Genomic DNA, 26,022 nt, shown 5'->3' on the forward strand with positions numbered 1-26,022 from the left:
AAATTAATAAAAAATGACCTCTTGCTTTTATGCAAAGGTCATTTTTTTATATTCATCATTAAACTTTTAAATAGCCATTTTTATTATTTGATTGCCATTTCCAAGAATCTGCACACATTTCTTCTAATCCGCGTGTTGCCTCCCAGCCTAATTCACGCTTTGCTTTCGATGCATCAGCAAAACATACTGCTACATCACCTGGGCGACGCTCTGTAATTTTATAAGGAACTTTCTTACCCGAAACTTTTTCAAACGCTTCAACCATCTCTAGTACACTATAGCCCATACCTGTTCCCAGGTTATAAGCATCTACTCCCGTTGTACTCAGTACTTTCTCAAGCGCCTTTACGTGACCATTTGCTAAGTCCACAACATGGATGTAATCACGGACTCCTGTTCCATCTTTCGTTGGATAGTCATTTCCGAATACGCTTAATTCTTTTAACTTACCTACCGCTACTTGCGTTACATATGGCATTAAGTTATTTGGGATTCCATTTGGATCTTCTCCGATACGCCCACTTTCGTGTGCACCAAATGGATTGAAATAGCGAAGTAATGCGATACTCCATTCTGCATCTGCAAATGCTACATCACGCATAATTTGCTCAATCATTAATTTCGTTTGACCATATGGATTTGTTGCACTTAATGGAAACTCCTCCGTAATCGGTGACGTTTCCGGGATACCATATACAGTTGCAGATGAACTAAAGATTATCTTCTTTACATTATGTTTCTGCATTACTTCACATAGCACTAACGTGCTTGTAATGTTGTTATGATAATATGTTAATGGAATCGCTACTGACTCCCCTACAGCTTTAAATCCTGCAAAGTGAATAACTGCTTCAATTGCATTTTCTTCAAAAATTGCGTCAAGCGCTTCGCGATTTAAAACATCTTCTTTATAAAACTTAAATTGTTTTCCTGTTATTTCTTTCACTCGATTTATAGATTCTACCGAGCTATTCGAAAGATTATCCACTACTATAACTTCGTAACCGCTATTTAGTAATTCTACACATGTATGACTACCAATATATCCTGCTCCACCTGTTACAAGTATTGCCATAATTATAGTCCTCCATATTTCATTCATTATAAACTTCTCAAAGTATATCACATATTTCTTATCCTATGTTTAACATGCGAACACAGAAACTTACATTTTATCCCATAATAAATTTATAACATATACGATTCTAATCAGGTAATAAAAAAACGCCACATAATTTTTATTATGTGGCGTTTTTTTATTAAATTACATAACAATATACACTTAGAAAATGCGCAAGACTACCTAATAATACAAAAACATGAAAAATTTCATGATGCCCCATATATTTAAACTCTAACCATTTTGGCTTTGTTCCATAAATAAATCCACCAATTGTATAAAAAATGCCCCCAAGTACTAAGAAAATAATGCCTCCTGTACTTAAATTCTCAGCTAACGGTGCAAAGAATAACACAATTAACCAACCCATCGTAATATAAATTGCTGTCGATAACCATCTTGGACAATTAAACCAAAACATTTTAAATACAATGCCACAAATCGCAGTTGCATAGACTAAACAAAATAATAGTAAACCACTTGCTGAATTTAATGTAATTAAGCAAAAGGGTGCATATGTACCTGCAATTAATATAAAAATCATAGAATGATCTAGCTTCCTAAAGAAGTAAATAACACGTTCATTGGCCACAACACTATGATACACAGCTGACGCCGTATAAAGGACCATCATTCCAATACCAAACAAAATAACAGCTGTAATTGCAGCAAATGATGGCATCTTGATAGAAACTTTCACAAGCATAGCTAATAAGGCAATAAATGATAATATTGCTCCACCTAAGTGAGTAAATGCATTAACCGGTTCCCTTACATAAGCATTCATAATAACACCCCTCATATAATTACATGTAGTTTTGATAACTACATGTAATTATATACACATTTCTTTTTAAGGTCAACATTTACAATTCATTTGTTTCGTAATACCATATTTAAAGATATATTAAACATTAAGTTCCACTAAGTTATAAAAGTGAGGGATTCTACGTGGAAAATATAAATGAATTACTTGAGACATTGCATTTAGAAAAAAACATTAAACTTGAGGATATTCCAAATGTTGACTTATATGTAGATCAAGTTGTTCAACTATTTGAGAATACTTATGCAGATACAACGAGAACTGATGATGAAAAAGTATTAACTAAAACCATGATTAATAATTACGCAAAAGGAAAACTATTCATCCCCATCAAAAATAAAAAGTATTCAAAAGAGCATATGATTTTAATTAGCCTAATTTATCAATTAAAGGGAGCTCTCTCCATTAACGATATAAAAAGTTCATTAGAAACTATAAATGACTCCTTATTAAATGATGATTCATTCGAATTAAATACGTTATACAAAAATTATCTTGCTCTTACTGAAAGCAATGTCGAAAGCTTTAAACAAGACGTAAATAACCGTGTTACAGAAGTAAATGAGATTTCTTCCTTAGAAGATACAAAGCTAGAAAAATTTCTACTACTAACATCCTTCGTGACTATGAGTAATATGTATAGACGTTTAGCGGAGCAACTAGTGGATGATTTAAAAGAATCATAAATAAAAAACTATCCACCTATTAAAGTGGATAGTTTTTTAGTAACTACTCAGCTTCTTCAAATAAAAAAACAGGCCAAATACATGTTTCCGATTCGAAAACATGAAAAGAAAATACTCCAATCAGAGAAAGAATCTATGCCAAATAGAGAAATTCTCTTATGAAGTCGTGTTATTCCAAGGAACCGTTCTAGTTTCTATGACTTGGTTTATCGCTTGTAAGACCGATTGTTTTTGTTTTTTCATGGTACTCATAAAGCTTCGTATCTGACAAAAAGATTCTGCGCCTTTCTTACTTCGGAAAGTCCCAGACACTTTCTGTTTTACTTTCGTCATCCGAATATCCCGTTCTGCTTGATTGTTATCAAATGGAATGGCTGGATGTTCTAAAAACGCTAGAATTCTGTCAGAATACTTGACGAAGCGATTCCATAAATTTTGAGAAGGCGTCTGCTTTCCTTTCTTCTTTTGTTTCGTGGAAAGAATCTGTTGTTCTTTCAATATGGATTGATACATAATAAACAGATTCTTTTGCGTCGCTTTTGGCATGGTACCTTCGGATTGCTTTTTCATCGTCAACGCTTGCGTTAGAAATTTCTGCATCTGTTGTGCCCATTGTTCTCCAGTACTATCTATAATTCCTTGTAAATCTCGTAAGAGATGGGCATTACATAAAACGTGACGACAATCTGTATACGCATCATACGATTTCCAACCATCATGCATCGCAATTCCAGAAAAAGATGGCAAGATTTCTCCAGCATCCATTGCTTCTTTTCCACGTTTTTGATGAATATGTTGCAATGTCACCTCCGGTGTACTGGCAGTATGTAACCATTGTGTTTTGTTTTCTACACGCATACCAGTTTCATCAAAATGGACAACAGGAGACTGCAGAATCTTTTCCTTTACTTCTTTTATGAATGGCTGCAATTGAGAAGCGAAAGCCTGTGTATGATTTACCAGGGTTCCTTCGCTTATAGAATGTCCAAAACAATCCTGAAAGAATTCTTTTGTTCGCTTCAAAGAAATGCATTGATAATGCGTTAAATAGGGAATCAGTCTTTTTATATTTGGACCATATTGAACAGGACGAGATACTGTCGAAGGAAATTGGGCTTCTTGGATAGAATGGCAATGTGGGCATTCTTTCTGTTCTACTTTATGTTCTGTCACTTCGATCTGAATAGGTGGTAAGTCATACACTTGGCGAATGCGATACCCTTTTACAGGCTCGTGGTTCAAGGAAGTATGACAACAAGTACAATATGTAGGAGAATGTGTAATCGTATGATCTGGAGTCGCTGTCAAACCAAGAGTATGTCCCTTGTGGCCCAACTGGCCACCCGTTTGACGATGAGACGGTTTGCGCAAACTTTTTGTAACGGGCTTACCCAAACCATCTGTAGAAGGTGGCTTATGACTATTTTTGGAGTTTTTTTTTGAAGCATTTTCTAGTTCTTGTATACGTTTTTCTAACTTAGAAAATGTTTCTTCAAATAAAGAAATAACAGCTTCAGGTCCTTTTTTATATGTATCTAAAATAATTTTTCGATCGACCATAAGATTCACCTCCCCTGTTTGATATACTCAGTATTTACAAATGGGAGGCATATGAAACTAGTAAAATTTAAAAAAGACACCGAAAGGTGGCTGAGTAGTTACGTTTTTTATTTACTTAATTGCTTCATGAACTTTTAGTTGTTTCCCTTTAATCGTTGTAGTCTTCATGACTTTCAAGACGAGTGGTCCTTTTCTATTTAATATTTCAACATAAGAAACATTATCTTGTATCGTAATAATACCTATATCTTCTGCTGTAACACCTTTAATTTTAGCAATTGTACCGACGAAATCTACCGCCCTAATTTTCTTTTTCTTCCCGCCATTAAAGTACAGCTTCATAATGCCTTTGTTGATGTCTGCATTTTTATCTTTCTTTATAATTGGTTTAGCATGTATCTTTTCTTCAAATGCAGCTTTCTCTTTCATAACTTCTTCTTTTGAAGGTCCAATTGCCTTTGGAATTTCAAATCCAATATACTCCTCAATCTCTTCTAAAAATCTATTTTCATATGGTGTTATAAATGTAATAGCTTTTCCACTATTTCCAGCTCGTCCCGTTCTTCCAGTACGATGTACATAGCTTTCTTTTTCAAGTGGAATATCATAATTAATAACATGTGTAATATTATCAATATCAATTCCTCTCGCAGCTACATCTGTTGCTACTAAATAGCGGAATTTTCCTTTTCTAAAATCATCCATGACTTCAAAACGATCTTCTTGTACCATACCACCATGTATTTTGTCACAGGGATAGTTAGCTCGTTTTAATTGTCTATATACATGATCTACATTTTCTTGTGTACGGCAAAAAATAATACAGCTATCAGGATTCTCAATCGTTGTTACATCTTTAAGTAGTGAAAGCTTCTCGTCTTCTATCACCTCAAAAAGAGTATGTTCAATTTTATCCGTCGTAATCCCAGCCGCTTTAATTTCAATATGAGTTGGTGAATTCATATATGTACGAGACAATTTCTCAACATCTTCTGGAAGTGTTGCTGAAAATAACATCGTCATTCTTTTTGTAGGTAATTCATCAATAATTGCCTCTACTTGATCGATAAAGCCCATATTTAGCATCTCATCTGCTTCATCAATAACTAAATACTTCAAACACTCTAAAGAAAGGGTACCCTTCTCAATATGATCCAACACACGACCAGGAGTCCCAACTACAATATGTGTCTTTTGCTTTAATTCTAATTTTTGACGTGCAAATGGAGATTTCCCATAAACTGCCGCAGCCTTAATCCTTTTGAATCGACCTATATTTGTAATATCTTCTTTTACCTGTACCGCAAGCTCTCTCGTTGGTGTTAAAACTAATGCTTGTGGTTTATTCTCTTCCCACTCCACCATTTCACAAAGTGGAATACCAAATGAAGCTGTTTTTCCACTTCCAGTCTGGGACTTCACAACAAGATCCTTCTTTTGTAATGCAACTGGAATAACCTCACCTTGTACTTCTGTTGGATGATCATACCCTAACCCAGTAAGTGCCCTTACAATTTCCTTACTTAATTTATAATCAGAAAAACTTTTTTTACTCATATATTAACCTCATTTTATTCTGTATTATTTTCTTTTTTATCTTTTGTATACGTTACTATCACCCTACTTATTATACTTGAAACCTCACATAAAAGGTGAATCATGCCAGATTCATCTTTTTATATAGAAATAAACCTTTTCATTTCATATCTTGTTCAACTACTTGATAACATCTTTTGCTCGTATTGTTAGCATTAACCTTTTTATAGTATCCTACATCCAATCAAAAAAATAAAAAGAATACATACAACCTTGTATAATTATCTTAATTTTTCAACCCTTCCCATAAACGAACAATAAAAACAAAAAAATGTTTTAAATTCGTTTTTAACGTTTTTTTTCAGATGTAAAATCTACTTTTTTAAAAAATGTTAAGAAATCCTTTGACTTCTTAATAAAAATAATGTAAATTATCCTATGGACGAACATTTTTGATTAATAAAAATAAAATATTCGTATTTTAGGGGTGTAAATGATGGAAAACGTATTTGACTATGAAGATATTCAATTAATTCCTGCAAAATGTATTGTAAATAGCCGCTCTGAATGTGATACAACTGTCACTTTAGGAAAACATAAATTTAAATTACCTGTCGTGCCTGCAAATATGCAAACGATTATTGATGAAAGAATTGCAACTTATTTAGCTGAGAACAACTACTTTTATATCATGCATCGTTTCCAACCAGAGAAACGAATCTCATTCATTAGAGATATGCAATCACGTGGATTAATCGCTTCTATCAGCGTTGGTGTAAAAGAGGACGAATATGAATTCGTACAACAATTAGCTGCTGAGCAACTTACACCTGAATATATCACGATTGATATCGCACACGGTCATTCTAATGCTGTGATCAACATGATTCAACATATTAAAAAACATTTACCAGAGAGCTTCGTTATCGCTGGAAACGTTGGAACTCCAGAAGCGGTAAGAGAATTAGAAAATGCTGGTGCCGATGCAACAAAAGTTGGTATTGGACCTGGTAAAGTTTGTATTACTAAAATTAAAACAGGCTTCGGAACTGGTGGTTGGCAGCTAGCTGCACTTCGCTGGTGTGCAAAAGCTGCAAGTAAGCCAATTATCGCTGATGGTGGTATTCGTACACACGGCGACGTAGCTAAATCTATTCGCTTTGGGGCAACTATGGTCATGATCGGTTCTCTATTTGCTGGTCACGAAGAGTCTCCAGGGGAAACAATTGAAAGAGATGGAAAACTTTATAAAGAATACTTCGGTTCTGCTTCTGAATTCCAAAAGGGTGAGAAGAAAAACGTTGAAGGTAAGAAAATGTTCGTTGAGCATAAAGGTTCTTTAGAAGATACGTTAATCGAAATGGAACAAGATCTTCAATCTTCTATCTCTTACGCTGGCGGAACAAAATTAGACGCTATTCGTACTGTAGATTATGTTGTCGTGAAAAACTCGATTTTCAATGGTGACAAAGTATATTAATTCTTAAATTAACTCGAAGGACAAGCATTTTCATGCTTGTCCTTCTTTTTTGTATATGAAAATGTAAAATATTTTAATTTAACTGAATTTTCTAGTATTATGTGTTTAGATAGTCTTAATAAGGGGGAGATACGACTTGAAAAATGTAATAGAAAATCGCCTTAATCGCGCAGAGGTACCCGCTGAACTAACATGGGATTTATCCGATTTGTATAATTCTGATGCCGAATGGCATACTGCATTAAACGCATTGGAAAATGATATACAGAAACTTGATTCATTTAAAGGGCATTTACATACTAGCTCCCACACTTTATTAAATTGCCTACTTTTAGAAGAAGAGCTTTTAATGACGTTAACAAAACTGTACTCATATGCAAATTTAAAAGAAGCTACTGATCGTACAAATCCAAGTATTCAAGCGAACTCTTCCAAAATTTCTGCTTTATGGACGAAAGTACATACTGCACTATCCTTTATTCATAATGAAATCCTCTCATTCGACGAAGGAACAATTGAAAGATGTTTAACTGAAGAAACAAAACTCGAACCTTTCCGTAAATCTTTACTAGAAATACTACAAAAAAGACAGCACACACTCTCTCCTGAAACAGAAGAAGCACTTGCTGCACTTGGCGAAGTTCATAGTTCTCCATACAAAATTTACGGCATGACTAAATTGGCCGATATGGATTTCACTTCTATACAAGACGAACAAGGAAACGAACTTCCTGTTTCATTCTCATTATTTGAAAGCAAATATGAATTTTCTCCAAGCACATATATACGTCGAAAAGCATATTCATCATTTGTTTCCACACTGAAACGATATAAAAATACAATTGCCACAACATATGCTACTGAAGTAAAAAAACAAGTAACACTTTCTCGTTTACGTAAATATGAATCCGTTACTCATATGCTATTAGAACCACAAAAGGTTCCACTTGAAATGTATAACAACCAACTTGATATTATTTATAAAGAACTAGCACCTCATATGCGCCGTTTTGCAGATTTAAAAAAGAGAGTATTAGGACTCGATCAAATGCTTTTCTGTGACTTACATGCACCTTTAGATCCCGAATTTAATCCGGCGATTACTTATGAAGAAGCAGGCACGCTCATTCAAGATTCTTTAAAAGTATTAGGCGATGAATATAGTTCCATAATCCAAAAAGGATTCAAAGAAAGATGGGTAGATCTTGCAGATAACGTAGGCAAATCAACAGGGGCATTTTGCTCAAGTCCATACGGCTCTCATCCCTATATTTTAATTACATGGCAAAATACGATGCGTGGATGCTTTACATTAGCACATGAATTTGGACATGCTGGTCATTTCTATTTAGCAAATAAAAACCAACGTATCATGAACGTACGCCCATCTATGTACTTTGTTGAAGCACCATCAACCATGAATGAATTACTATTAGCTCAGCATTTACTAGCGACTACTGACGATAAGAGAATGCGCAGATGGGTCATTCTACAACTACTTGGCACATATTATCACAACTTTGTTACTCATTTACTTGAGGGTGAATATCAACGTAGAGTATATGCTCTAGCAGAAAAAGGACAGGCCCTTACAGCTACAACTTTAACTGAAATTAAAACAAATGTCCTTTCGACATTCTGGGGAGATTCTGTAGAAATCGATGAAGGTGCGGGCTTAACTTGGATGCGTCAGCCTCATTATTATATGGGTCTATATGCTTATACATATTCCGCAGGCCTCACTGCATCCACTGCAGTAGCTCAAATGATTAAAGAGGAAGGACAACCTGCTATTGATCGCTGGTTAGATGTGCTTCGTGCTGGTGGTACAATGAAACCACTTGAACTAATGAAACATGCCGGAGTAGATATGTCAAAACCAGATGCAATCCGTAAAGCTGTTTCTTACGTTGGTTCATTAATTGATGAATTAGAGCATTCTTATCAAGAATAAAAAAATAAGCCCTCGCTTTAATGAGGGCTTATTTCATATTTACTTCCCAAAACGTTTGCGATATCCACATTTCCTGCAAAGTTCTTCAACCGCAACTCTTTTCGAAAATCCATCGACAATGTTTGTTGCCCTTTCACCTTCAATAATGTTAGAAAATGAATCATTATTAATATTCCCAAGGTTAATAATCCCTTCACCATCTAAACAACAAGGAATAACTGTTCCATTCGCTAAAATACCCGCTTGATTACGAAGTCCATGACAGAATCCTTTCCCATCATCCTCTTCCTCATGTAATGCTGGCCACTGGAATTCATAGTCTTGATTAATAAAGACACGTTCTGCAATTTTTATACCTTTTCCTGGTGTAAGCTTCTCTTCAATTTGATAAGCTAGATCAAATTCATTTTCAATTATAGATAATAACTCTCTATTTTTCTGGATTTCAGCATTTGTTTTATTATCCTGAGTTAAATTCCATAACCTTAACGATACAATTAAATCTGATTGACTTGTCGCTTCCCTAATGAAGGAAAGTATACTCCTTACATAGCCCTCTTTATCTTGCGAACCTGGATGTCCATCAAAACTATGCAGTGAAAAATTCATTTGTCTTAACGCAGGCTTATTTAACAGCCTATGTCTTCTCTTATTAATTAACGTTCCGTTCGTTGTAATATTAACTTTAAATCCTTTTTCATGACTTAAGTCTAATAGTTGATCTATTTTCGGATGGAGCAACGGCTCACCCTTCACGTGCAAATAAATGTAGTCTGTGTGAGGTTTAATTTGGTCTAATCTTTTAGCAAAATCCTCCACAGAAATGAATTGCTTCTGCCTTTCCGTCGGCGGACAAAAGCTACACGCAAGATTACATACACTCGTAATCTCCAAGTAAAACTTCTTAAACTTCTTCACCTTTAATTCCTCACTTCTCTAACTACTTATACTTTTTCCTCTTCATATTACAGCATATTTTTATGGAAATAGAAACATACTTATTTTAGGAAATCTACACACCATCTAATAATATTTAAAAGACCATCGGTAATTTTTGTCCAATGGTCTTTTTATCCTTTTATATACAAAGAATAAATTTATTTATGATACGGCTCATCGTAACTATTCTAAATAAGGTTATTTTTTATTATTTTCATAATTAAATTTAACAAAAAAGGTAGTGCCTTCCGATCCTGTTTGAATTTCTATTTTTGCATTATGGCGGGCAGCAATGGCATAACATACACCTAACCCCAATCCAGTTCCATTATCTTTGGTCGTGTAAAACGGCGTACCCAGTTTCTCTAATACTTCAGGCCTGATACCTTTTCCTTGATCCCGCACTGCAAGCACCACACAATTTTGACCTTCCTTGTAAGTGCTAATGGTTAGAACTTTCCCTGTATTCATCGCTTCTAAGCCATTACGATATAGATTCATTAATAATTGCCGTATCTCATTACGATTTAAAAGTAATTCTGGAATGTCATTTGTATCGACTTGAATATATTTATTTTGATTGTACGTATCAATCTTTATTAAAGGAATAATATCGCGGATAATTGAATTTAAATCTAACATCTGCAAATCCAATTTCCTTGTATTACCCATTGAGAGAAATTCAGTAATAATAGAATTGGCACGGTTAAGTTCTTCAATCATTAAATGAAAGTACTTATTATGTTTCTCATAGGTATTCTCTTCTTTTAATAACTGTAAAAATCCCAGTACTGTTGTCATTGGATTTCTAATTTCATGGCTGATACCTGCTGCCATTTGCCCTATTAAATCTATATTGGATAATCTTTTCAATTCCTGTTCATATTTCTTTTTTTCCGTTATGTTTTTAAAAATACAACAAATACCATCATCATATGGGTATGCAATAACTTCGTGCCAATATTCATCTGCAGTAGAAAGAAATTCGAAATGAACTGTAGTTCGCTCTGACATCGCACGATGAAATTCCTTATACATAACTGTTTCAATTTCACTCGGGAAAACATTCCATATATTCTTTCCTAATACATCTTTTGCTGTTTTTCTTTTCGGAAAATATTGGTGCTTATTTACGTACGTAAATTCCCATTTATTATTTAAAATAAAAAATCCATCCGTAATACATTCAATCACACTTGTAACTTTTTCATTAGCAGCAGCTAGCTCTCTCGTTCGCTCTTCCACTATGCTCTCTAGTTGATCCATATACAACAAATTCGAAAACGTAGGGGCTGTGGCATCAACGATAGATTTTGCTAGTTGAAGTTGGGAATCATCATAATTGTGAGCTTTTCCTTCTTTGCCAACGATGATTACCCCTAATACTTCTCCCATTGAAACCAATGGAATCATCAATAGACCCTTACTATCTATATTTTTTGTTTGAATAACCTCTTGGATCTTGGCTTCATAGCTTTTCTCTGTCCAATCCGCTTCTGTCCAATGACAGTCCTTACTTAATTTCGTTGTTTTAATTGTTGTTTTGTCTAGCGGATCTAGAAGATGAGCAGTCATATTTTTACTCTCTAAAATCTGTTCTAGGTAAAAAAAGCATTTATCAAAACTCTCCTGTATCGAGGAACACATCGATAAATCACGTGTAACATTTAGTAACAGTTGTTTCTCAGCAATAAGGTTTTCCTTTTGTTTTAAATTATTTGCGTTTTGAATTGCAACCGCAGCCATATTTACATAAGCTTCAACACTTTGAATTTCTGAATCTGTTAAGTTCATCGGAATTCCATAATCAAATAAAAAAACCAGACCAAATAACTCTTGCCCAAATGAGATAGGCAGAGCTAATAAGGACTTAATTTTGAATGCATTAACCGGTCTCGGATCTGGTCGATGATCCTTTGAGGTATCAGGAATATAGATGGTTCTTTTCGTTTCAATAACTTCTTTTGCCAGTAAGTCTATTTCAGGATCAATTACTTGAGTATCGAGCGTTACACCATTTATAGTCTCTGGTTTTCCTGCAAACCCTCTAAATGTTCCATCTTCCTGGGGTAAATAAATTCCAACAGCGTCGCACCTAACAATCTCCTCTGATATCGCCATTGTCACACGCTGCAATACGTCACGTAGTTCTAATTTCGTATTTATTATTTTTGTTATATTCGCGAGCCTAGAATATCTCGTCTGATCACTTACCATTCACATAGCCTCCAGTTATAGGCATAATAAAATAAATATGATAATATCAGTGTTTTATATAGAATACATTACTTATGATACGGTTCCCCACGATTAATCCGAAACGCTCTATACACTTGCTCAAGCAACACTAATCGCATTAATTGGTGTGGTAATGTCATCTTTGAAAAAGAAAGTGATTCATTTGAACGCTTCATCACTTCTGAGCTTAGTCCAAGTGATCCACCAATTACAAATGCGACTTTACTCTTTCCGTATGTAGCAAGGCGATCTAGACTTATCGCGAATTCTTCTGATGACTTTTGCTTTCCTTCTATAGCTAATGCAATCACATGTGTGTCATCAGAAATTTTATCCAGTATACGTATACCTTCTTTTTCCTTTACAATTAACATTTCTGCTTCACTTAAATTTTCTGGCGCCTTTTCATCAGGCAATTCAATTACTTCTACTTTTGCGTATGCAGATAATCGTTTTAAGTATTCTGCTATACCTTGTTTCAAATATTTTTCTTTTAATTTCCCAATTGAAATAATCGAGATATTCACACGTATCCTCCACCTTACAAACATGTTATCCACAAAACTTATCCACATATCCACAAATACTACCCACATATTGTGTGAGAATCTGTGTTCGATACAACATATGTCGCCTCATTTTGACAAAATTCACATGTTTTTTTCTCTTTTTCCGAGTTATCCACATTGTTGATAACTGGCGCAACTTCACACTCATCCACAATAATATCTAACGCTAATTCAACATGCTCTAAACAACAAGGTAAATTCATTTTCTTCACCTCACTTTTCTACAATAGAAAACAGGAGGTAGGCCCTCCTGTTTTTAATACTTTTGAATGCCTAATTTCACTGTTGTTGTTACTCTTTTTGTGCCACGATAAAACGTAAGAGTCATTTTATCATTAATTTCCTTATCATATAAGGCCGTACGGAATCCAATAATATCGCGAATCGGTTTTCCATCTACCGCCACAATAACATCATGTTCTCTTAAACCAGCATCCGCACCTGGCGAAGGACTTTTCACATCCAAAATACAAACTCCCTCTGTTACAGTACCTGGTAAATGTAATGTTTTTGACCAATAATAGTTTGGAATTTCATTTAATGACCTAAGTTCAATCCCAACATATGGTCTTCTTACTTTTCCATACTTCTCAAGTTCATTCATAATCGGAACAGCTCTAGTCACCGGAATAGCAAGGCCGATTCCTTCTACTTCTTTTGCAGCAATTTTCATTGAATTAATACCAATTAATTGTCCTGCTGCATTTACAAGCGCACCGCCACTATTCCCCGGATTAATCGCTGCATCTGTTTGTAACACTTCTACTTGCCAATCATAATGTCCATCTTGATCTAAATCTACAGGGACAATACGTTCATTAGCTGAAATAATACCTTGTGTAACTGTTCCAGAAAATTGCAGTCCAAGCGGGTTTCCAATCGCAATAACTGGCTCTCCTCTGCGAACAGTATTAGAATCGCCAATTTCAATTATTTTTTTCACATGCTTTGCATCTATTTCTAATACAGCTAAGTCTGTGACTACATCGGTTCCTAATACTTTTCCAGGAACCTTCTTACCGTCACTTAGACTTACTTCAATACGATTCGCTCCAGCTACAACATGATTATTCGTTACAATATAAGCTTGACCATCTGTCTTTTTATAAATTACTCCTGATCCTGTACCGGCCTCTGAATCTGCCTCTGAAAAGTTATCTCGTTGAATGTTAATAACACCCACAACAGCTTCAGATGCACGATCAACAGCATCTACAAAGCTAATCTGTTTAATCCCTTGAGTTTCGGCCATATTACTTCCGCTTGCTTCAGCTTGCGGAAGCGTATCAGCAGAATTTGAAAATAAAGGCGCTCCAAACGCGAATAAAGAAGCTCCTACAATTGTTCCCGCTATACTAGAAAGAACTATACCTTTGTGCTTCTTTTTTCCTGCACGTTTCATACGATAATTTTCTTCATCAATAAAGGACATATTTGTTCACCTATCTTCCTGAAAACAACTATATTCACCTTTATTGTTTACTAAAATGAAGAATTATACGTATTGAATTTTTGTAGGCATTTTTGGATCTGTATCGTGAATTTCAAAGGATTCACCCACTCCAAATCCTTTTTCCTCTAGTACTTGTGATACTGACATACGCGCTAGTTCTTTCATGTTATTATCTAAGCTTAAATGGGCTAAATAAATATGCTTTGTCTCATCTGTAATTACATCTGCCATCGCTAATGCAGCATCCTCATTACAAACATGCCCAACGTCACTTAAAATACGTCGTTTAATGCTCCATGGATAACGTCCCATACGAAGCATTTCTACATCATGATTACTTTCAAATACGAAAGCATTAGCTCCCTTAATAACGCCTTTCATACGGTCACTTACGTATCCCGTATCTGTAATAAGCGCTAACTTCCTATTATTGTTATGGAAAGCATAAAACATCGGTTCTGCCGCATCATGAGAAACTCCAAATGACTCGACTTCAATATCACCAAAGGTTTTCACATCACCAACTGAGAAAATAAACTTTTGTTCAGTTGGGATATTTCCTATTAAATGTTCCATTGCATTCCATGTTTTCTCATTCGCATAAACAGGTAAATCATATTTACGTGCCAGTACACCTAAACCTTTAATATGATCACTATGCTCATGCGTTACAAGAATACCTGATACATCATTTATATTCAGTTCTGCTTGTTTAAATAAAGCCTCTGTTGCTTTACCACTTAAACCTGCGTCGACTAGTAATTTTTTTTCATCGGTTCCTACGTATAGCATATTTCCTGTACTTCCACTTGCAAGTACGCTAAAATGCAACCCCATTCTTTCTCACTCCAGTATGTTCATCAACCACTTGATTTTCCTTTTCTCCTAATTCCATAACTTGTCCTTCAATTGCATTCACAAAGAAGTCCTGCTTCTGCTCCGTTTTCAAATTCCACGTTGGAGCCAGTACTTGGTTATTAGAAGTAGATGCGGTAAGAGTGGCATAACCAATTTGCGCTTCTTTAACATGCGTATTTCCATGAATTTTATTTTTTAAATACAAATTTTCTAAAGCTGTTTGAGCCGTAATAATTTCTTGCTCTTTCGTTTTTTCACCTTCGCCCATTTCTTTTAAATCAGTTAGCATTGTCTGCGTATATGAAACAAGTTCATTTTTTTCATTTAATTCCACAACAATCATCGCCTGATTATTATAGAAAATAGGCTTATCTTTATATTTTTGGAAGAAATAAATTTTAGAGTCTTTCACCGCTCCAAATTCATACTTTTGTCCATCCAATACATAGTTCTTCAAAAATTCATTATACTTATCTTTTGATAATGATTTCGTATTTAAAAAAGGCTCTTTTAGCTTACTTTCTATCTTGTACATATTTTGTATATGCACCGTTTGATTTTTCAAAGACTGTATATCTTCTTCTTTAAAAGCTTTATTTTCTGCTCTAATAAATGACTCTTTTTTCGGTTCTTTAGGGATATTTCCCATCGTAATTTTGTTTGCTTTTAATTCTTGATCTATCTTTGTTTCTGCAATAAGCTCCAATTGATTACTATCTTGCTTTTGAATGAATTGGAAAATGAGAAAGAGGTCCAAAACAAAAAAGGTCACAATAAATATGGTTTTAATCCGATCCCAATCCATTTAGTCCTCCCTCACTCCACTCATAGATTTTCTGTTTACCTGTTTCATCTTCAACAAGCTTTACATACCAAATTGGTTGTAATCGAACTACTTGTCCATCTAGTGATAACTTGTATCCAATACCAATATCCTTAATTACTTGTTTCTTTATCTCTGGATTATTTTCTAGGGATGCTATTACAACATGCCCTGACGGAAGAGTAACCTTCTGTTCTATACCTTTAGTATTTAAAGACAGCAACGGTCTTTCATATTCCATTACTTCTTCTGATCCCCATATTTGTCTCAATTCAGCTAATCCATCTTCATTGAATACTGAATATCCATCTTCATTTAAACGAAATACTGTCTCTCCTTTATTCATATAGTCCAAACGATATGAATCCAAACTTCCACTGTGACCACTTACGAATTCAAAGCTTTTTTGTAAAAGCATTAAATTATCTATCGTTTTCTCAGTTAAGACAGAAGAGTTTTTATACTTTAGCATGTGACGATCGTTTTCAATTTCCATGGATCTAATACCATCTGTAAATGTTTCTTTCGACATCTCGGTAATCGGACTTAAATAACGAGGATCACTAAACAGAGCATTCTTAAACGTATCAACTGCTAAATTAGATGAAATATATGTTATATTGTTTAACTCTGTCGTTCCATCTGGTAAAAATAACTTTTTCATATCATTAAGTTGATAATCAAAATAAGGCTTTGCTGATACTATAAATTGATTTTGGGCATTTACAATATCTTTTAAATACACGCCACTTAATTTTGCCTCGTATATTTTAAAGTTATCACCATCAGAAACAAAGTTAATTTTAATTTCTTGATCCTTACTTCGAGAAGGATCGAGGAGAATACGGTTAAAATGTTTAGGCTTATCTGTACTCTTCTCTTTCATGTTAAACATGGATTTTACTGCATCAAATGGGATATCGGTAGGGAAAACAAGTTCAACTTTCCCTTCACCATGCACATATGAAAGGAAATCACCCTTAGTGATTGATATCTCTTTAAAATCATGTAGTTCCCCTACTTCCAGAGGCTTATAGATTGATTCTATATCTGCCTCTCTTCTGCTCCCATAATGATTTTTATCTTTATGCACGATGATAGAAGTAGGACGGACAACATCGGAAATTTTAGTTTGGTTCATTCCTTCATTTCCCTGCACAAATTTCGCGTTTTGCATGGATGTAGAATCTGGCACATACGTCCATAGGTTAAAAGTAAGAAATAGGCTAATTACAACTAGGTTAATTAAAACTATTGTTTTAAAGTTTTCCATACTCATTCCCAATCGTCCTCTTCATCTGCTGCCATTGGTAACGTGAAATAAATAGTTGTCCCTTTTCCTTCTTCACTCTTCGCCCAAATAGAGCCACCATGTGCCTCAATCATTTCTTTTGCAATTGCTAATCCAAGCCCAGTACCACCCATTTGTCTTGAACGAGCTTTATCTACGCGATAAAAACGTTCAAAGATTTTATCAACGTTTTCTTTTGGAATACCCATTCCTTGGTCACTTACACTAATTTCTAATAAATCACCGCGATCACGTAAACGATATGTTACTGTTCCACCTTCTGGTGAATACTTTAATGCGTTAGAAATAATGTTATACAGCACTTGAGTAATTTTGTCAGTATCCATATCAATAAATCTAGATTTCTTAGAGAAAGATCGTTTGAAACTTACATTTTGCTCTTTAGACATTTCAAAGCGATCAATAATATTATTAAAGAAATCAGTAAAGTCGACCCATTCTTTCATTAAACGATGCTCTGTACTATCAAGTTTAGATAGCTGTAACAACGCATTTACAAGTCTAATCATTCTTTCTGTTTCTTCTTGTGTAACCGTTAAAAATTGTGGTGCAATATTTGGATCCTGCCATGCTCCATCTGTAAGTGCCTCTAAATAACTGCGCATCGTCGTTAATGGCGTCCTTAATTCATGAGAGACATTCGCCACAAACTCACGGCGTTCCCGTTCTATACGCTCCTGCTCTGTTACATCATATAGTACAGCAATTAAGCCGTTTGCCTTCCCTGTTTCTTTTTGAATAACAGAGAAACTAGCACGTAAAATATATGGTTCGTTTCTCGTACTAAAATCTAATAAAACAGAATCTGGCTCTTCATATAAATGATCGAGCGTAAATTCTTCCTGTATCCCTAATACCTCTAAAACAGATTGATCGAGCGCTGTTTCACGAGAAACATTTAACATCTTTTCCGCAGGATCATTTAGTAAAATAATATCCCCTTTTCGGTCAGTAGCAATTACTCCATCTGTCATATGTGATAAAACAGATGATAATTTACGCCTTTCACTTTCTGTAGAAGAACGAGCTTGTTGTAATTTTTTTGATAAATTATTGAAGGATAATGCCAGTTGTCCAATTTCATCATGGCTATGCACTTTTACTTTTCTCGAATAATTTCCTTTTGCCATTTCGATTGCTTGTCTCCGCATATCTGAAATTGGTCTTGTAATTGTTTGAGCCAATAAAATCCCAAGTACGGCCGTTACTAATAAAGCAATTACTGTTCCCGTAGCAAAAATTTGATTTATATCCTTCATTTGTTTATATACATCTTCCATAGATGCCACAATGTAAATAACACCAAGCGCATCCTTACCGTTATCATCTAGAATCGGAGTAAGCATAACTTGAACACGATGACCTGTACTACCATCCTTCTCAATTTTCACTTCCGGCTTTTTTTGTACTAACACTCGCTGAACAGCTATATCAGTTGATGTTCGATTCACCTTATTCTGCTTTGATTCATCTGAAATAGCCAGTAACTTTCTGTGCGAATCAAATACACTTACCTCTTGTATAACTTTCTTCTGATCAGAGGCAAATTTTCGAATTGAAGTTTTAATCGTTTCATCTGTTGACTCTGTTTCTGCTTTTGTATAACTTTTTTTAAACTCTTGCTTCAAATTATATGATAATAAGTTTGTTTGCTGCGTTAAAGAATCCCTAAAACCTTGTACTAAGCTCTTCTCTAATTCCCTTACGAAATATACTCCAATAACTTGCATCGCTATTAATATTAATAGCATATATATAAGCACAAATTTTAAATGAATAGATTGAAAAAAACCAACTTTCTTCATATACTATTCCTGCTCTGGGTCACGCAAGTAATACCCTACTCCACGTCTAGTTACAATTAAAGTAGGATGGCTTGGATTATCTTCAATTTTTTCACGCAAACGACGTACTGTAACGTCTACTGTGCGCACATCTCCAAAATAGTCATAACCCCAAACTGTTTGTAATAAATGTTCGCGTGTCATAACTTGTCCTAAATGTTTCGCTAAATAATGTAGCAACTCAAATTCACGATGTGTAAGCTCGATATTTTCCTCGCGCTTCGTTACACTATATGCATTTGGATTGATCACAATTGGTCCAATAACCATTTCTGTATTTTCTTCTTTTTCCGCAGCACCACCTTGTTGATGGCGGCGTAAATTCGCCTTCACACGAGCAAGTAATTCCCTCGTACTAAATGGCTTCGTTACATAATCATCTGCCCCAAGCTCGAGCCCTAATACTTTATCAATCTCAGAGTCCTTTGCTGTAAGCATAATAATCGGCATTTCTGAGCTTTTACGTATTTCACGGCAAACCTCTAAGCCATCTTTACCTGGTAGCATAATATCTAATAAAACCATATCTGGTTGCTCTTCATTAGCCTTTTCAATTGCTTCATCACCATCATGCGCCATTACTATTTCAAAACCTTCTTTTTCTAGGTTAAACTTCAAAATATCTGCAATCGGCTTTTCATCATCAACTACTAAAATTTTCTTTCCCATCATCGTCTATTTCCTCCTTATAAAAATATGGTCAATAATCCCTAAACATATTGATGTTTACATAGTATGTCCTATATGACCGCATCCTTTGTTTAAGTATTTTCTCCTCTATTCTCATAGACTCATGTATGATCCACTTTTACACGGCATCCTATACGATCTATAGAAAAACCTCTAGCTTCAACTGCTAGAGGCTCCTCGTTCTATTTTAAAATAACTACTCAGTTTTGTAAAATTACATAAATAAAAAGGATATTAAGTGGGCCCACTTAATATCCTGAGAGTGGCTCGGGACGGAATCGAACCGCCGACACGAGGATTTTCAGTCCTCTGCTCTACCGACTGAGCTACCGAGCCAAAACTATATATAAAACCACTAATGGTGGTATAAACAAAAGTGGCGGTCCCGACCGGGGTCGAACCGGCGATCTCCTGCGTGACAGGCAGGCATGTTAACCACTACACCACGGGACCAAAAATAAGCAAAAAAAAACATGACCCGTACGGGATTCGAACCCGTGTTACCGCCGTGAAAGGGCGGTGTCTTAACCACTTGACCAACGGGCCACGAAAAATAAAATGGTGAGCCATGAAGGACTCGAACCTTCGACCCTCTGATTAAAAGTCAGATGCTCTACCAACTGAGCTAATGGCTCATACTCACCAACGTCATATTTTCGTGACGACAAGATGTATCATAACATGTATTCTGTATTTATTGCAATACTTTTTTTGTTTTTTTATAAAAGAATAAGAAAAAAACTCATGCAGACATGAGTTTTTTTTCAAAAAATGTTAATTAAGCTTCGTATACGTTACGTACAATATTTGTTTGGTTACGATCTGGTCCAACTGAGAACATAGATATTTGAATTCCTGTTAACTCAGAAACACGTTCTACGTATTTTCGTGCATTTTCAGGAAGTTCATCTAATGATTTTACACCAGTAATATCTTCTTCCCAACCTGGAAGCTCTTCATATACAGGCTCACATTTCGCTAAAATGTTTAAGTTAGCTGGAACTTCATCAATAACTTCGCCATTGTATTTGTAAGCTACACAAATTTTAAGAGTTGGAATACCTGTTAAAACGTCGATAGAATTTAATGATAGATCCGTTAAACCACTAACACGACGTGCATGTCTTACAACAACGCTATCGAACCAACCTACGCGGCGTGGACGACCAGTTGTCGTTCCATACTCGCGACCAACTTCACGAATTTGATGACCAATTTCATCATGAAGCTCAGTAGGGAATGGACCATCACCAACGCGGCTTGTATATGCTTTACATACACCTACAACGCGAGTAACTTTCGCAGGACCAACTCCAGTTCCAACTGTTACACCACCAGCAATTGGGTTAGAAGATGTAACGAACGGGTACGTACCGTGGTCAATATCAAGCATAACACCTTGCGCACCTTCAAATAATACACGGTGATTATTATCTAATGCATCATTTAATACAACAGACGTATCACATACATATTGCGCGATTTGTTGCCCGTACTCGAAGTACTCTTCGAAAATTTCTTCTACAGTGAAACCTTCTGTATCGTACATTTTTTCAAATAAACGATTTTTTTCTACTAAATTGCGCTCAAGCTTCTCTTTAAATGCTTCACGGTCTAAAAGATCAGCCATACGAATACCAATACGAGCAGCTTTATCCATATATGCAGGACCGATACCTTTTTTCGTTGTACCGATTTTGTTATCACCTTTACTTGCTTCTTCTAACTCATCTTGTTTTAAGTGGTAAGGTAAAATAACATGTGCACGGTTACTTACACGTAAATTATCAGTACTTACACCACGATCGTGTAAGTATTTTAACTCTTCAAGTAATGCTTTTGGATCTACTACTAATCCGTTTCCGATTACACAAATTTTCTCTTTATAGAAAATACCAGATGGAATTAAGTGTAATTTATATTTAACTCCGCCGAAAACAATTGTATGTCCCGCGTTATTTCCACCTTGATATCTTGCAACTACTTCCGCATGCTCAGAAAGAAAATCAGTGATTTTACCTTTTCCTTCGTCGCCCCATTGTGTTCCTACAACTACTACTGAAGACATTATTAAAGCACCTCCGCAATTTTCAAACGATCTATTCAAACAATATAATTGTACCAAAACCGAAAGAGAAGTCAACCGAAAAGCGAACATTTTTTCACAAAAAAACATTTTCGTTCGTAAGAATTATATATTTAACTTATGAAAGCCTTATCTTTCTTATAAAAAAAAAGAAACACATCTTATTATAAGAAATGTGTTTCTTTTTTATACTGCCTTTATGCCGGTGGAGCATGTCCATCCTCAAAACGACGTTCTAAGTTAACGAACTTATTGAACTCTTTGACGAATGCAAGTTCCACTGAACCTACTGGACCGTTACGTTGTTTTGCAATAATAATTTCAATTGTATTTTTGTTTTCCGTTTCTCGATCATAGTAGTCTTCACGATATAGGAAAGCTACAATATCAGCATCCTGCTCAATACTTCCAGATTCACGAATATCAGACATCATCGGGCGTTTATCTTGACGAGATTCTACACCACGAGATAACTGTGATAAAGCAATAACAGGCACTTGCAATTCACGCGCAATCCCTTTTAAGGTACGAGAAATCTCAGATACTTCCTGCTGACGGTTTTCTCCTGATTTCCCACTTCCTTGAATAAGCTGCAAATAGTCAATCAAAATCATACCAAGACCTTGTTCTTGCTTTAATCTACGGCATTTTGCTCGAATCTCATTTACTTTAATACCTGGCGTATCATCAATATATATACCAGCATTTGAGAGACTCCCCATTGCCATTGTTAATTTTGCCCAATCATCGGAAGTTAATGAACCAGTACGAAGTCTTTGTGCATCAATATTCCCTTCTGCACAAAGCATACGCATAACAAGCTGATCAGCACCCATCTCCAAACTAAAAATCGCTACATTTTCATCCGTTTTCGTCGCTACGTTTTGTGCAATATTTAATGAAAATGCCGTTTTCCCTACTGATGGACGTGCTGCCACGATAATTAAATCATTTCGTTGGAAACCTGCTGTCATCTTATCTAATTCAGTAAACCCAGTTGGTATCCCAGTAACTTCACCCTTTTGATTATGCAAAAGTTCAATTTTGTCATAAGCATCTACAAGAACATCTTTAATGTTTTGGAATGCTTTTGCATTCGTTTGATGGGATACTTCTAATATTTTTTTCTCAGCCTCGTTTAAAAGACCATCCACATCATCTTCTCTCTCGTATCCATCCGATACAATATGAGTCGCCGTGCGAATTAAACGACGTAAAAGCGCCTTTTCAGCGATGATGCGTGCGTAATATTCTACGTTAGCTGCAGTTGGCACAACTTCTGCTAACTCTGCTAAGTAAGAAACCCCACCAACCTCTTCTAGTAATCCTTGATCAGCCATTGCTGATGTCATCATTACTAAGTCGATCGGCTCTCCCTTATCAGATAGCCCAAGCATGACTTCAAAAATCTTTTGATGTTTCGTTCGATAGAACGAATCAGGTACCAATAACTCTGATGCTGAAGTTAACGCATCTTGATCAATCAATATGGCCCCTAAAACCGCCTGCTCAGCCTCTATATTATGCGGAGGGGTACGATCAGCAAGTACATCACTCATACGCAATCCTCCTTGCTTAATTTATTTTTATTGTTCACTAACATGAACTTTTACTGTTGCTGTTACTTGTGGATGCAATTTCACAGTAACGTTTGTATAACCTAACGCGCGGATTGCATCGTCCATTTCAAATTTACGTTTATCAAGTTTAATCTTGTGTGATTTTTGCATTGCATCTACGATTTGTTTGCTTGTGATAGAACCAAATAAACGGCCACCTTCTCCAGATTTCGCCTTTAATTCTACAGTTAATTTCTCTAAAGTCTCTTTTAACTCTTTTGCATTTTCAAGCTCTGCTGCTGCATCTTTTTCTTCTTTACGCTTTTGAGCTTCTAAAGTTTTCATACTGCTATTTGTTGCTTCAGCAGCTAATCCTTGTTTTAGTAAGAAGTTGTTTGCATAGCCATCTGGTACGTTTTTTACTTCTCCTTTTTTACCTTTACCTTTTACGTCTTTTAGAAAAATTACTTTCATGATTGTGTGCCTCCCTGTAAATAGTCATCAATAACAAATCGAAGCTTCTCCTCAGCTTCATCTACTGTAACATTTTTCATCTGTGTGGCTGCATTCGTCAAATGCCCGCCACCGCCTAAGTTTTCCATAATTAGCTGCACATTCACTTCACCTAAAGACCTGCTGCTAATTCCAATGAGATTCTCGCCACGTTTCGCAACAACAAATGATGCAATAATCCCTGTCATCGTTAATAACGTGTCTGCCGATTGCGCAATAAGCACTTGATCGTAGTAATCATCACTATCAACTTTAGCAATCGCAATTCCATTTTTATAAATGTACGCATTTTTTATAGCTTTTGCAACCCGTAAATACTGATCCATATCTTCCTTTAAAAGTTCTTGTACAAGTACAGTATCTGCACCATGTGAGCGTAAATAAGAAGCAGCATCAAATGTACGAGCCCCTGTCCGGAATGTGAAACTTTTCGTGTCGACAATAATACCCGCTAACAATGCCGTCGCTTCTAACATTGTCATCTTTAAATTTTTAGGTTGATACTCAAGTAATTCTGTAACCAATTCTGCCGTTGAAGAAGCATATGGTTCCATATAAACTAGCAATGGGTCTTCAATAAAATCTTCTCCACGGCGATGATGATCAATAACTACTACATTTTCAATTTTATGTAACAGTTTTTGCTCCATCACCATAGAAGGTTTATGCGTATCGACAACAACAAGTAACGACTCATCATTTGCAAATTCCATCGCTTGCTCTGGAGTAATAAAATGAGACCATAACTCCTCATTTTGTTTCACTTTGTCCATCAAACGCTTAATTCCTTTATCGGAATCATTTTCATCTAACACAATATATCCTTTACGCTCATTTAATTGAGCCACTTTTAAAATACCAATCGCAGCACCAATTGCGTCCATATCGGGAGCCCTATGCCCCATAATAATGACATTACTACTTTCTAATACTAAATCCTTTAACGCATGCGAAATGACCCTGGCGCGTACACGGGTACGTTTTTCAACCGGATTTGTCTTACCTCCATAGAACTTAACTTTACCTGTCGCTTGTTTAATAGCTACTTGGTCTCCCCCACGCCCAAGCGCAAGATCTAAACCAGATTGAGCCATTGCTCCAAGCTCTGATAAAGGTAAATCACCTGATCCGACACCCACACTTAATGTAAGTGGTATATTCCTTTTAGATGTTTCTTCACGCACCTGATCTAAAATGCTAAATTTCCCTTTCTCCATCTGCGTCAAAATACTTTCATTTAGCACAACGAAGAATCTTTCTGAAGATGCACGTTTTAAATAAGCACCATACTTAAGTGCCCATTCATTTAGTCGCGATGTCACAAGACTTGTTATATTCGTACGTAATTGATCATCTAATCCTTGTGTAACTTCATCATAATTATCCAAATAGATGACAGCTAAAACAGTCCTTTGATCCTCGTACATCTTTTCGATTTCTGTTTGTTCCGTTACATCAAAGAAATAAATTAACTTTTCTTCTTTCCTTACAAAAACGCGAAACTTTCGATTATTTAAAGAGACTATATCATCAGAAGTTTCTCCTTTAATGAAAAGAAGTAATGTTTCTGATACATCGTAAAGGTGCCATCCAGCTAATGCGTGCTGTCCCAGACATGAAGATAAATAAGGATTTGCCCAATCAATCCCATAATCCTTATTGTATAACAAAATACCAATCGGCATTTGGTTAAATGCTTCATTACTTACTTTCTTTACTCTTGTAATCATATCTGTCGTATGCTTTTCGAAATTCCTTTGAAAATTAAGTTCAAATCGTATAACGATAAAGAATACGATACAAAAAATGACAAAAGCAGCTATACCCATAATTAAATGAAAATAACAGAGAATTGAAATGAGCACAAACACAAAAAATGCCAATACATAAACAGGATATAAAAACCACTGTTTCTTATCAAATTCAGGCATGTATACAACTCCTATAAAGTAAAACTAACTTACCTTCCAGTTAGT

General features: G+C 35.5%; 21 protein-coding genes and 4 tRNA genes. 3 read left to right on the forward strand and 22 right to left on the reverse strand.

Translation table 11 applies throughout. The annotated features are described in order from the left end of the window. Positions 1-58 precede the first annotated feature (58 nt). Together galE and trhA are read right to left on the reverse strand one after the other, a co-directional pair. Complete coding sequence (gene galE, locus MHH55_RS27975) at positions 59-1,075, reverse strand: UDP-glucose 4-epimerase GalE (RefSeq protein WP_000996541.1); 1,017 nt, start codon at positions 1,073-1,075, stop codon at positions 59-61. Positions 1,076-1,259: 184 nt separating this feature from the next. Further along, positions 1,260-1,907: a PAQR family membrane homeostasis protein TrhA gene (trhA, locus tag MHH55_RS27980; RefSeq protein ID WP_000995363.1), complete on the reverse strand. Its 648-nt coding sequence runs from the start codon at positions 1,905-1,907 to the stop codon at positions 1,260-1,262. 164 nt (positions 1,908-2,071) lie between these two features. Here trhA and MHH55_RS27985 point away from each other — a divergent pair, with 164 nt between their 5' ends. Further along, positions 2,072-2,632 (forward strand): DUF1836 domain-containing protein, encoded by a 561-nt coding sequence (locus MHH55_RS27985; RefSeq protein WP_000427879.1) that lies wholly within the window; start codon positions 2,072-2,074, stop codon positions 2,630-2,632. A 156-nt stretch (positions 2,633-2,788) separates the two neighbouring features. On the opposite strand, the gene tnpC is transcribed toward MHH55_RS27985, so the two are convergent. Both tnpC and MHH55_RS27995 read right to left on the reverse strand, forming a co-directional pair. Then, positions 2,789-4,192, reverse strand: a complete 1,404-nt coding sequence (gene tnpC / locus MHH55_RS27990; RefSeq protein ID WP_100910632.1) for an IS66 family transposase — start codon at positions 4,190-4,192, stop codon at positions 2,789-2,791. A gap of 111 nt (positions 4,193-4,303) precedes the next feature. Further along, on the reverse strand, positions 4,304-5,749 hold the full coding sequence (locus MHH55_RS27995; protein WP_340881840.1) for a DEAD/DEAH box helicase: 1,446 nt from the start codon (positions 5,747-5,749) through the stop codon (positions 4,304-4,306). Between the two features lie 475 nt (positions 5,750-6,224). On the opposite strand from MHH55_RS27995, the gene guaC reads away from it, so the two are divergent. Both guaC and pepF read left to right on the forward strand, forming a co-directional pair. Next, positions 6,225-7,208 carry a GMP reductase gene (gene guaC / locus MHH55_RS28000; protein ID WP_000432447.1) on the forward strand — a complete coding sequence of 328 codons (984 nt, stop codon included), beginning with the start codon at positions 6,225-6,227 and terminating at the stop codon, positions 7,206-7,208. A 136-nt stretch (positions 7,209-7,344) separates the two neighbouring features. Beyond that, complete coding sequence (gene pepF, locus MHH55_RS28005) at positions 7,345-9,162, forward strand: oligoendopeptidase F (protein WP_000800003.1); 1,818 nt, start codon at positions 7,345-7,347, stop codon at positions 9,160-9,162. 39 nt (positions 9,163-9,201) lie between these two features. Here the strand turns inward: pepF and MHH55_RS28010 are convergent, their stop codons facing one another. The 18 genes from MHH55_RS28010 to MHH55_RS28095 form a co-directional block, all read right to left on the reverse strand. After that, on the reverse strand, positions 9,202-10,080 hold the full coding sequence (locus tag MHH55_RS28010; protein ID WP_000713630.1) for a radical SAM/SPASM domain-containing protein: 879 nt from the start codon (positions 10,078-10,080) through the stop codon (positions 9,202-9,204). Positions 10,081-10,299: 219 nt separating this feature from the next. Beyond that, positions 10,300-12,318: a GAF domain-containing sensor histidine kinase gene (locus MHH55_RS28015; protein WP_047792071.1), complete on the reverse strand. Its 2,019-nt coding sequence runs from the start codon at positions 12,316-12,318 to the stop codon at positions 10,300-10,302. Positions 12,319-12,386: 68 nt separating this feature from the next. After that, positions 12,387-12,866, reverse strand: a complete 480-nt coding sequence (gene rlmH / locus MHH55_RS28020; protein WP_001027000.1) for a 23S rRNA (pseudouridine(1915)-N(3))-methyltransferase RlmH — start codon at positions 12,864-12,866, stop codon at positions 12,387-12,389. Positions 12,867-12,925: 59 nt separating this feature from the next. After that, positions 12,926-13,111, reverse strand: coding sequence for a CxxH/CxxC protein (locus MHH55_RS28025; protein ID WP_001052827.1), 186 nt, complete (start codon positions 13,109-13,111; stop codon positions 12,926-12,928). Between the two features lie 53 nt (positions 13,112-13,164). Next, positions 13,165-14,340, reverse strand: a complete 1,176-nt coding sequence (locus MHH55_RS28030; protein ID WP_000008033.1) for a S1C family serine protease — start codon at positions 14,338-14,340, stop codon at positions 13,165-13,167. Positions 14,341-14,403: 63 nt separating this feature from the next. Continuing rightward, positions 14,404-15,198 carry an MBL fold metallo-hydrolase gene (locus MHH55_RS28035; RefSeq protein WP_000522837.1) on the reverse strand — a complete coding sequence of 265 codons (795 nt, stop codon included), beginning with the start codon at positions 15,196-15,198 and terminating at the stop codon, positions 14,404-14,406. After that, positions 15,182-16,024: a two-component system regulatory protein YycI gene (locus tag MHH55_RS28040; protein ID WP_000383740.1), complete on the reverse strand. Its 843-nt coding sequence runs from the start codon at positions 16,022-16,024 to the stop codon at positions 15,182-15,184. Before MHH55_RS28040 ends, MHH55_RS28035 begins: the two co-directional genes overlap by 17 nt. Beyond that, positions 16,005-17,321, reverse strand: coding sequence for a YycH family regulatory protein (locus MHH55_RS28045; RefSeq protein ID WP_000061560.1), 1,317 nt, complete (start codon positions 17,319-17,321; stop codon positions 16,005-16,007). The genes MHH55_RS28040 and MHH55_RS28045 overlap by 20 nt, the downstream gene beginning before the upstream one ends. Continuing rightward, positions 17,318-19,159: a cell wall metabolism sensor histidine kinase WalK gene (walK, locus tag MHH55_RS28050; RefSeq protein ID WP_000755367.1), complete on the reverse strand. Its 1,842-nt coding sequence runs from the start codon at positions 19,157-19,159 to the stop codon at positions 17,318-17,320. The genes MHH55_RS28045 and walK overlap by 4 nt, the downstream gene beginning before the upstream one ends. Positions 19,160-19,162: 3 nt before the next feature. Then, a complete protein-coding gene (walR, locus tag MHH55_RS28055) occupies positions 19,163-19,870 on the reverse strand; it encodes a cell wall metabolism DNA-binding response regulator WalR (protein ID WP_000971865.1) in 708 nt (235 codons plus the stop codon). A 281-nt stretch (positions 19,871-20,151) separates the two neighbouring features. Next, a tRNA-Phe gene (locus MHH55_RS28060) sits at positions 20,152-20,224 on the reverse strand. Between the two features lie 41 nt (positions 20,225-20,265). Next, a tRNA-Asp gene (locus MHH55_RS28065) sits at positions 20,266-20,341 on the reverse strand. Between the two features lie 21 nt (positions 20,342-20,362). Then, positions 20,363-20,434 (reverse strand) — tRNA-Glu (locus MHH55_RS28070). A gap of 13 nt (positions 20,435-20,447) precedes the next feature. Beyond that, positions 20,448-20,523 (reverse strand) — tRNA-Lys (locus MHH55_RS28075). Positions 20,524-20,666: 143 nt separating this feature from the next. Further along, entirely contained in the window at positions 20,667-21,956 is a 1,290-nt protein-coding gene (locus tag MHH55_RS28080; RefSeq protein WP_000100238.1) for an adenylosuccinate synthase, read from the reverse strand. A 215-nt stretch (positions 21,957-22,171) separates the two neighbouring features. Continuing rightward, positions 22,172-23,533, reverse strand: coding sequence for a replicative DNA helicase (dnaB, locus tag MHH55_RS28085; RefSeq protein WP_001286148.1), 1,362 nt, complete (start codon positions 23,531-23,533; stop codon positions 22,172-22,174). 27 nt (positions 23,534-23,560) lie between these two features. Next, a complete protein-coding gene (rplI, locus tag MHH55_RS28090) occupies positions 23,561-24,007 on the reverse strand; it encodes a 50S ribosomal protein L9 (RefSeq protein WP_000864228.1) in 447 nt (148 codons plus the stop codon). Further along, entirely contained in the window at positions 24,004-25,977 is a 1,974-nt protein-coding gene (locus MHH55_RS28095) for a DHH family phosphoesterase (RefSeq protein WP_001113785.1), read from the reverse strand. The genes rplI and MHH55_RS28095 overlap by 4 nt, the downstream gene beginning before the upstream one ends. Positions 25,978-26,022: the final 45 nt, after the last annotated feature.

This window comes from Bacillus sp. FSL K6-2944 (assembly GCF_038005385.1).
Taxonomy (GTDB): Bacteria; Bacillota; Bacilli; order Bacillales; family Bacillaceae_G; genus Bacillus_A; species Bacillus_A cereus.

Coding starts and splice junctions, on each gene's coding strand:
- MHH55_RS28030 (WP_000008033.1), bottom strand. CDS start 14,340: ATGTCCTTTATTGATGAAGAAAATTATCGTATGAAACGTGCAGGAAAA.
- walR (WP_000971865.1), bottom strand. CDS start 19,870: ATGATGGGAAAGAAAATTTTAGTAGTTGATGATGAAAAGCCGATTGCA.
- MHH55_RS28025 (WP_001052827.1), bottom strand. CDS start 13,111: ATGAATTTACCTTGTTGTTTAGAGCATGTTGAATTAGCGTTAGATATT.
- tnpC (WP_100910632.1), bottom strand. CDS start 4,192: ATGGTCGATCGAAAAATTATTTTAGATACATATAAAAAAGGACCTGAA.
- MHH55_RS28040 (WP_000383740.1), bottom strand. CDS start 16,024: ATGGATTGGGATCGGATTAAAACCATATTTATTGTGACCTTTTTTGTT.
- MHH55_RS28080 (WP_000100238.1), bottom strand. CDS start 21,956: ATGTCTTCAGTAGTAGTTGTAGGAACACAATGGGGCGACGAAGGAAAA.
- galE (WP_000996541.1), bottom strand. CDS start 1,075: ATGGCAATACTTGTAACAGGTGGAGCAGGATATATTGGTAGTCATACA.
- MHH55_RS27995 (WP_340881840.1), bottom strand. CDS start 5,749: ATGAGTAAAAAAAGTTTTTCTGATTATAAATTAAGTAAGGAAATTGTA.
- MHH55_RS28015 (WP_047792071.1), bottom strand. CDS start 12,318: ATGGTAAGTGATCAGACGAGATATTCTAGGCTCGCGAATATAACAAAA.
- dnaB (WP_001286148.1), bottom strand. CDS start 23,533: ATGAGTGATGTACTTGCTGATCGTACCCCTCCGCATAATATAGAGGCT.
- walK (WP_000755367.1), bottom strand. CDS start 19,159: ATGAAGAAAGTTGGTTTTTTTCAATCTATTCATTTAAAATTTGTGCTT.
- MHH55_RS28045 (WP_000061560.1), bottom strand. CDS start 17,321: ATGAGTATGGAAAACTTTAAAACAATAGTTTTAATTAACCTAGTTGTA.
- trhA (WP_000995363.1), bottom strand. CDS start 1,907: ATGAATGCTTATGTAAGGGAACCGGTTAATGCATTTACTCACTTAGGT.
- rplI (WP_000864228.1), bottom strand. CDS start 24,007: ATGAAAGTAATTTTTCTAAAAGACGTAAAAGGTAAAGGTAAAAAAGGA.
- guaC (WP_000432447.1), top strand. CDS start 6,225: ATGGAAAACGTATTTGACTATGAAGATATTCAATTAATTCCTGCAAAA.
- MHH55_RS28035 (WP_000522837.1), bottom strand. CDS start 15,198: ATGGGGTTGCATTTTAGCGTACTTGCAAGTGGAAGTACAGGAAATATG.
- MHH55_RS28095 (WP_001113785.1), bottom strand. CDS start 25,977: ATGCCTGAATTTGATAAGAAACAGTGGTTTTTATATCCTGTTTATGTA.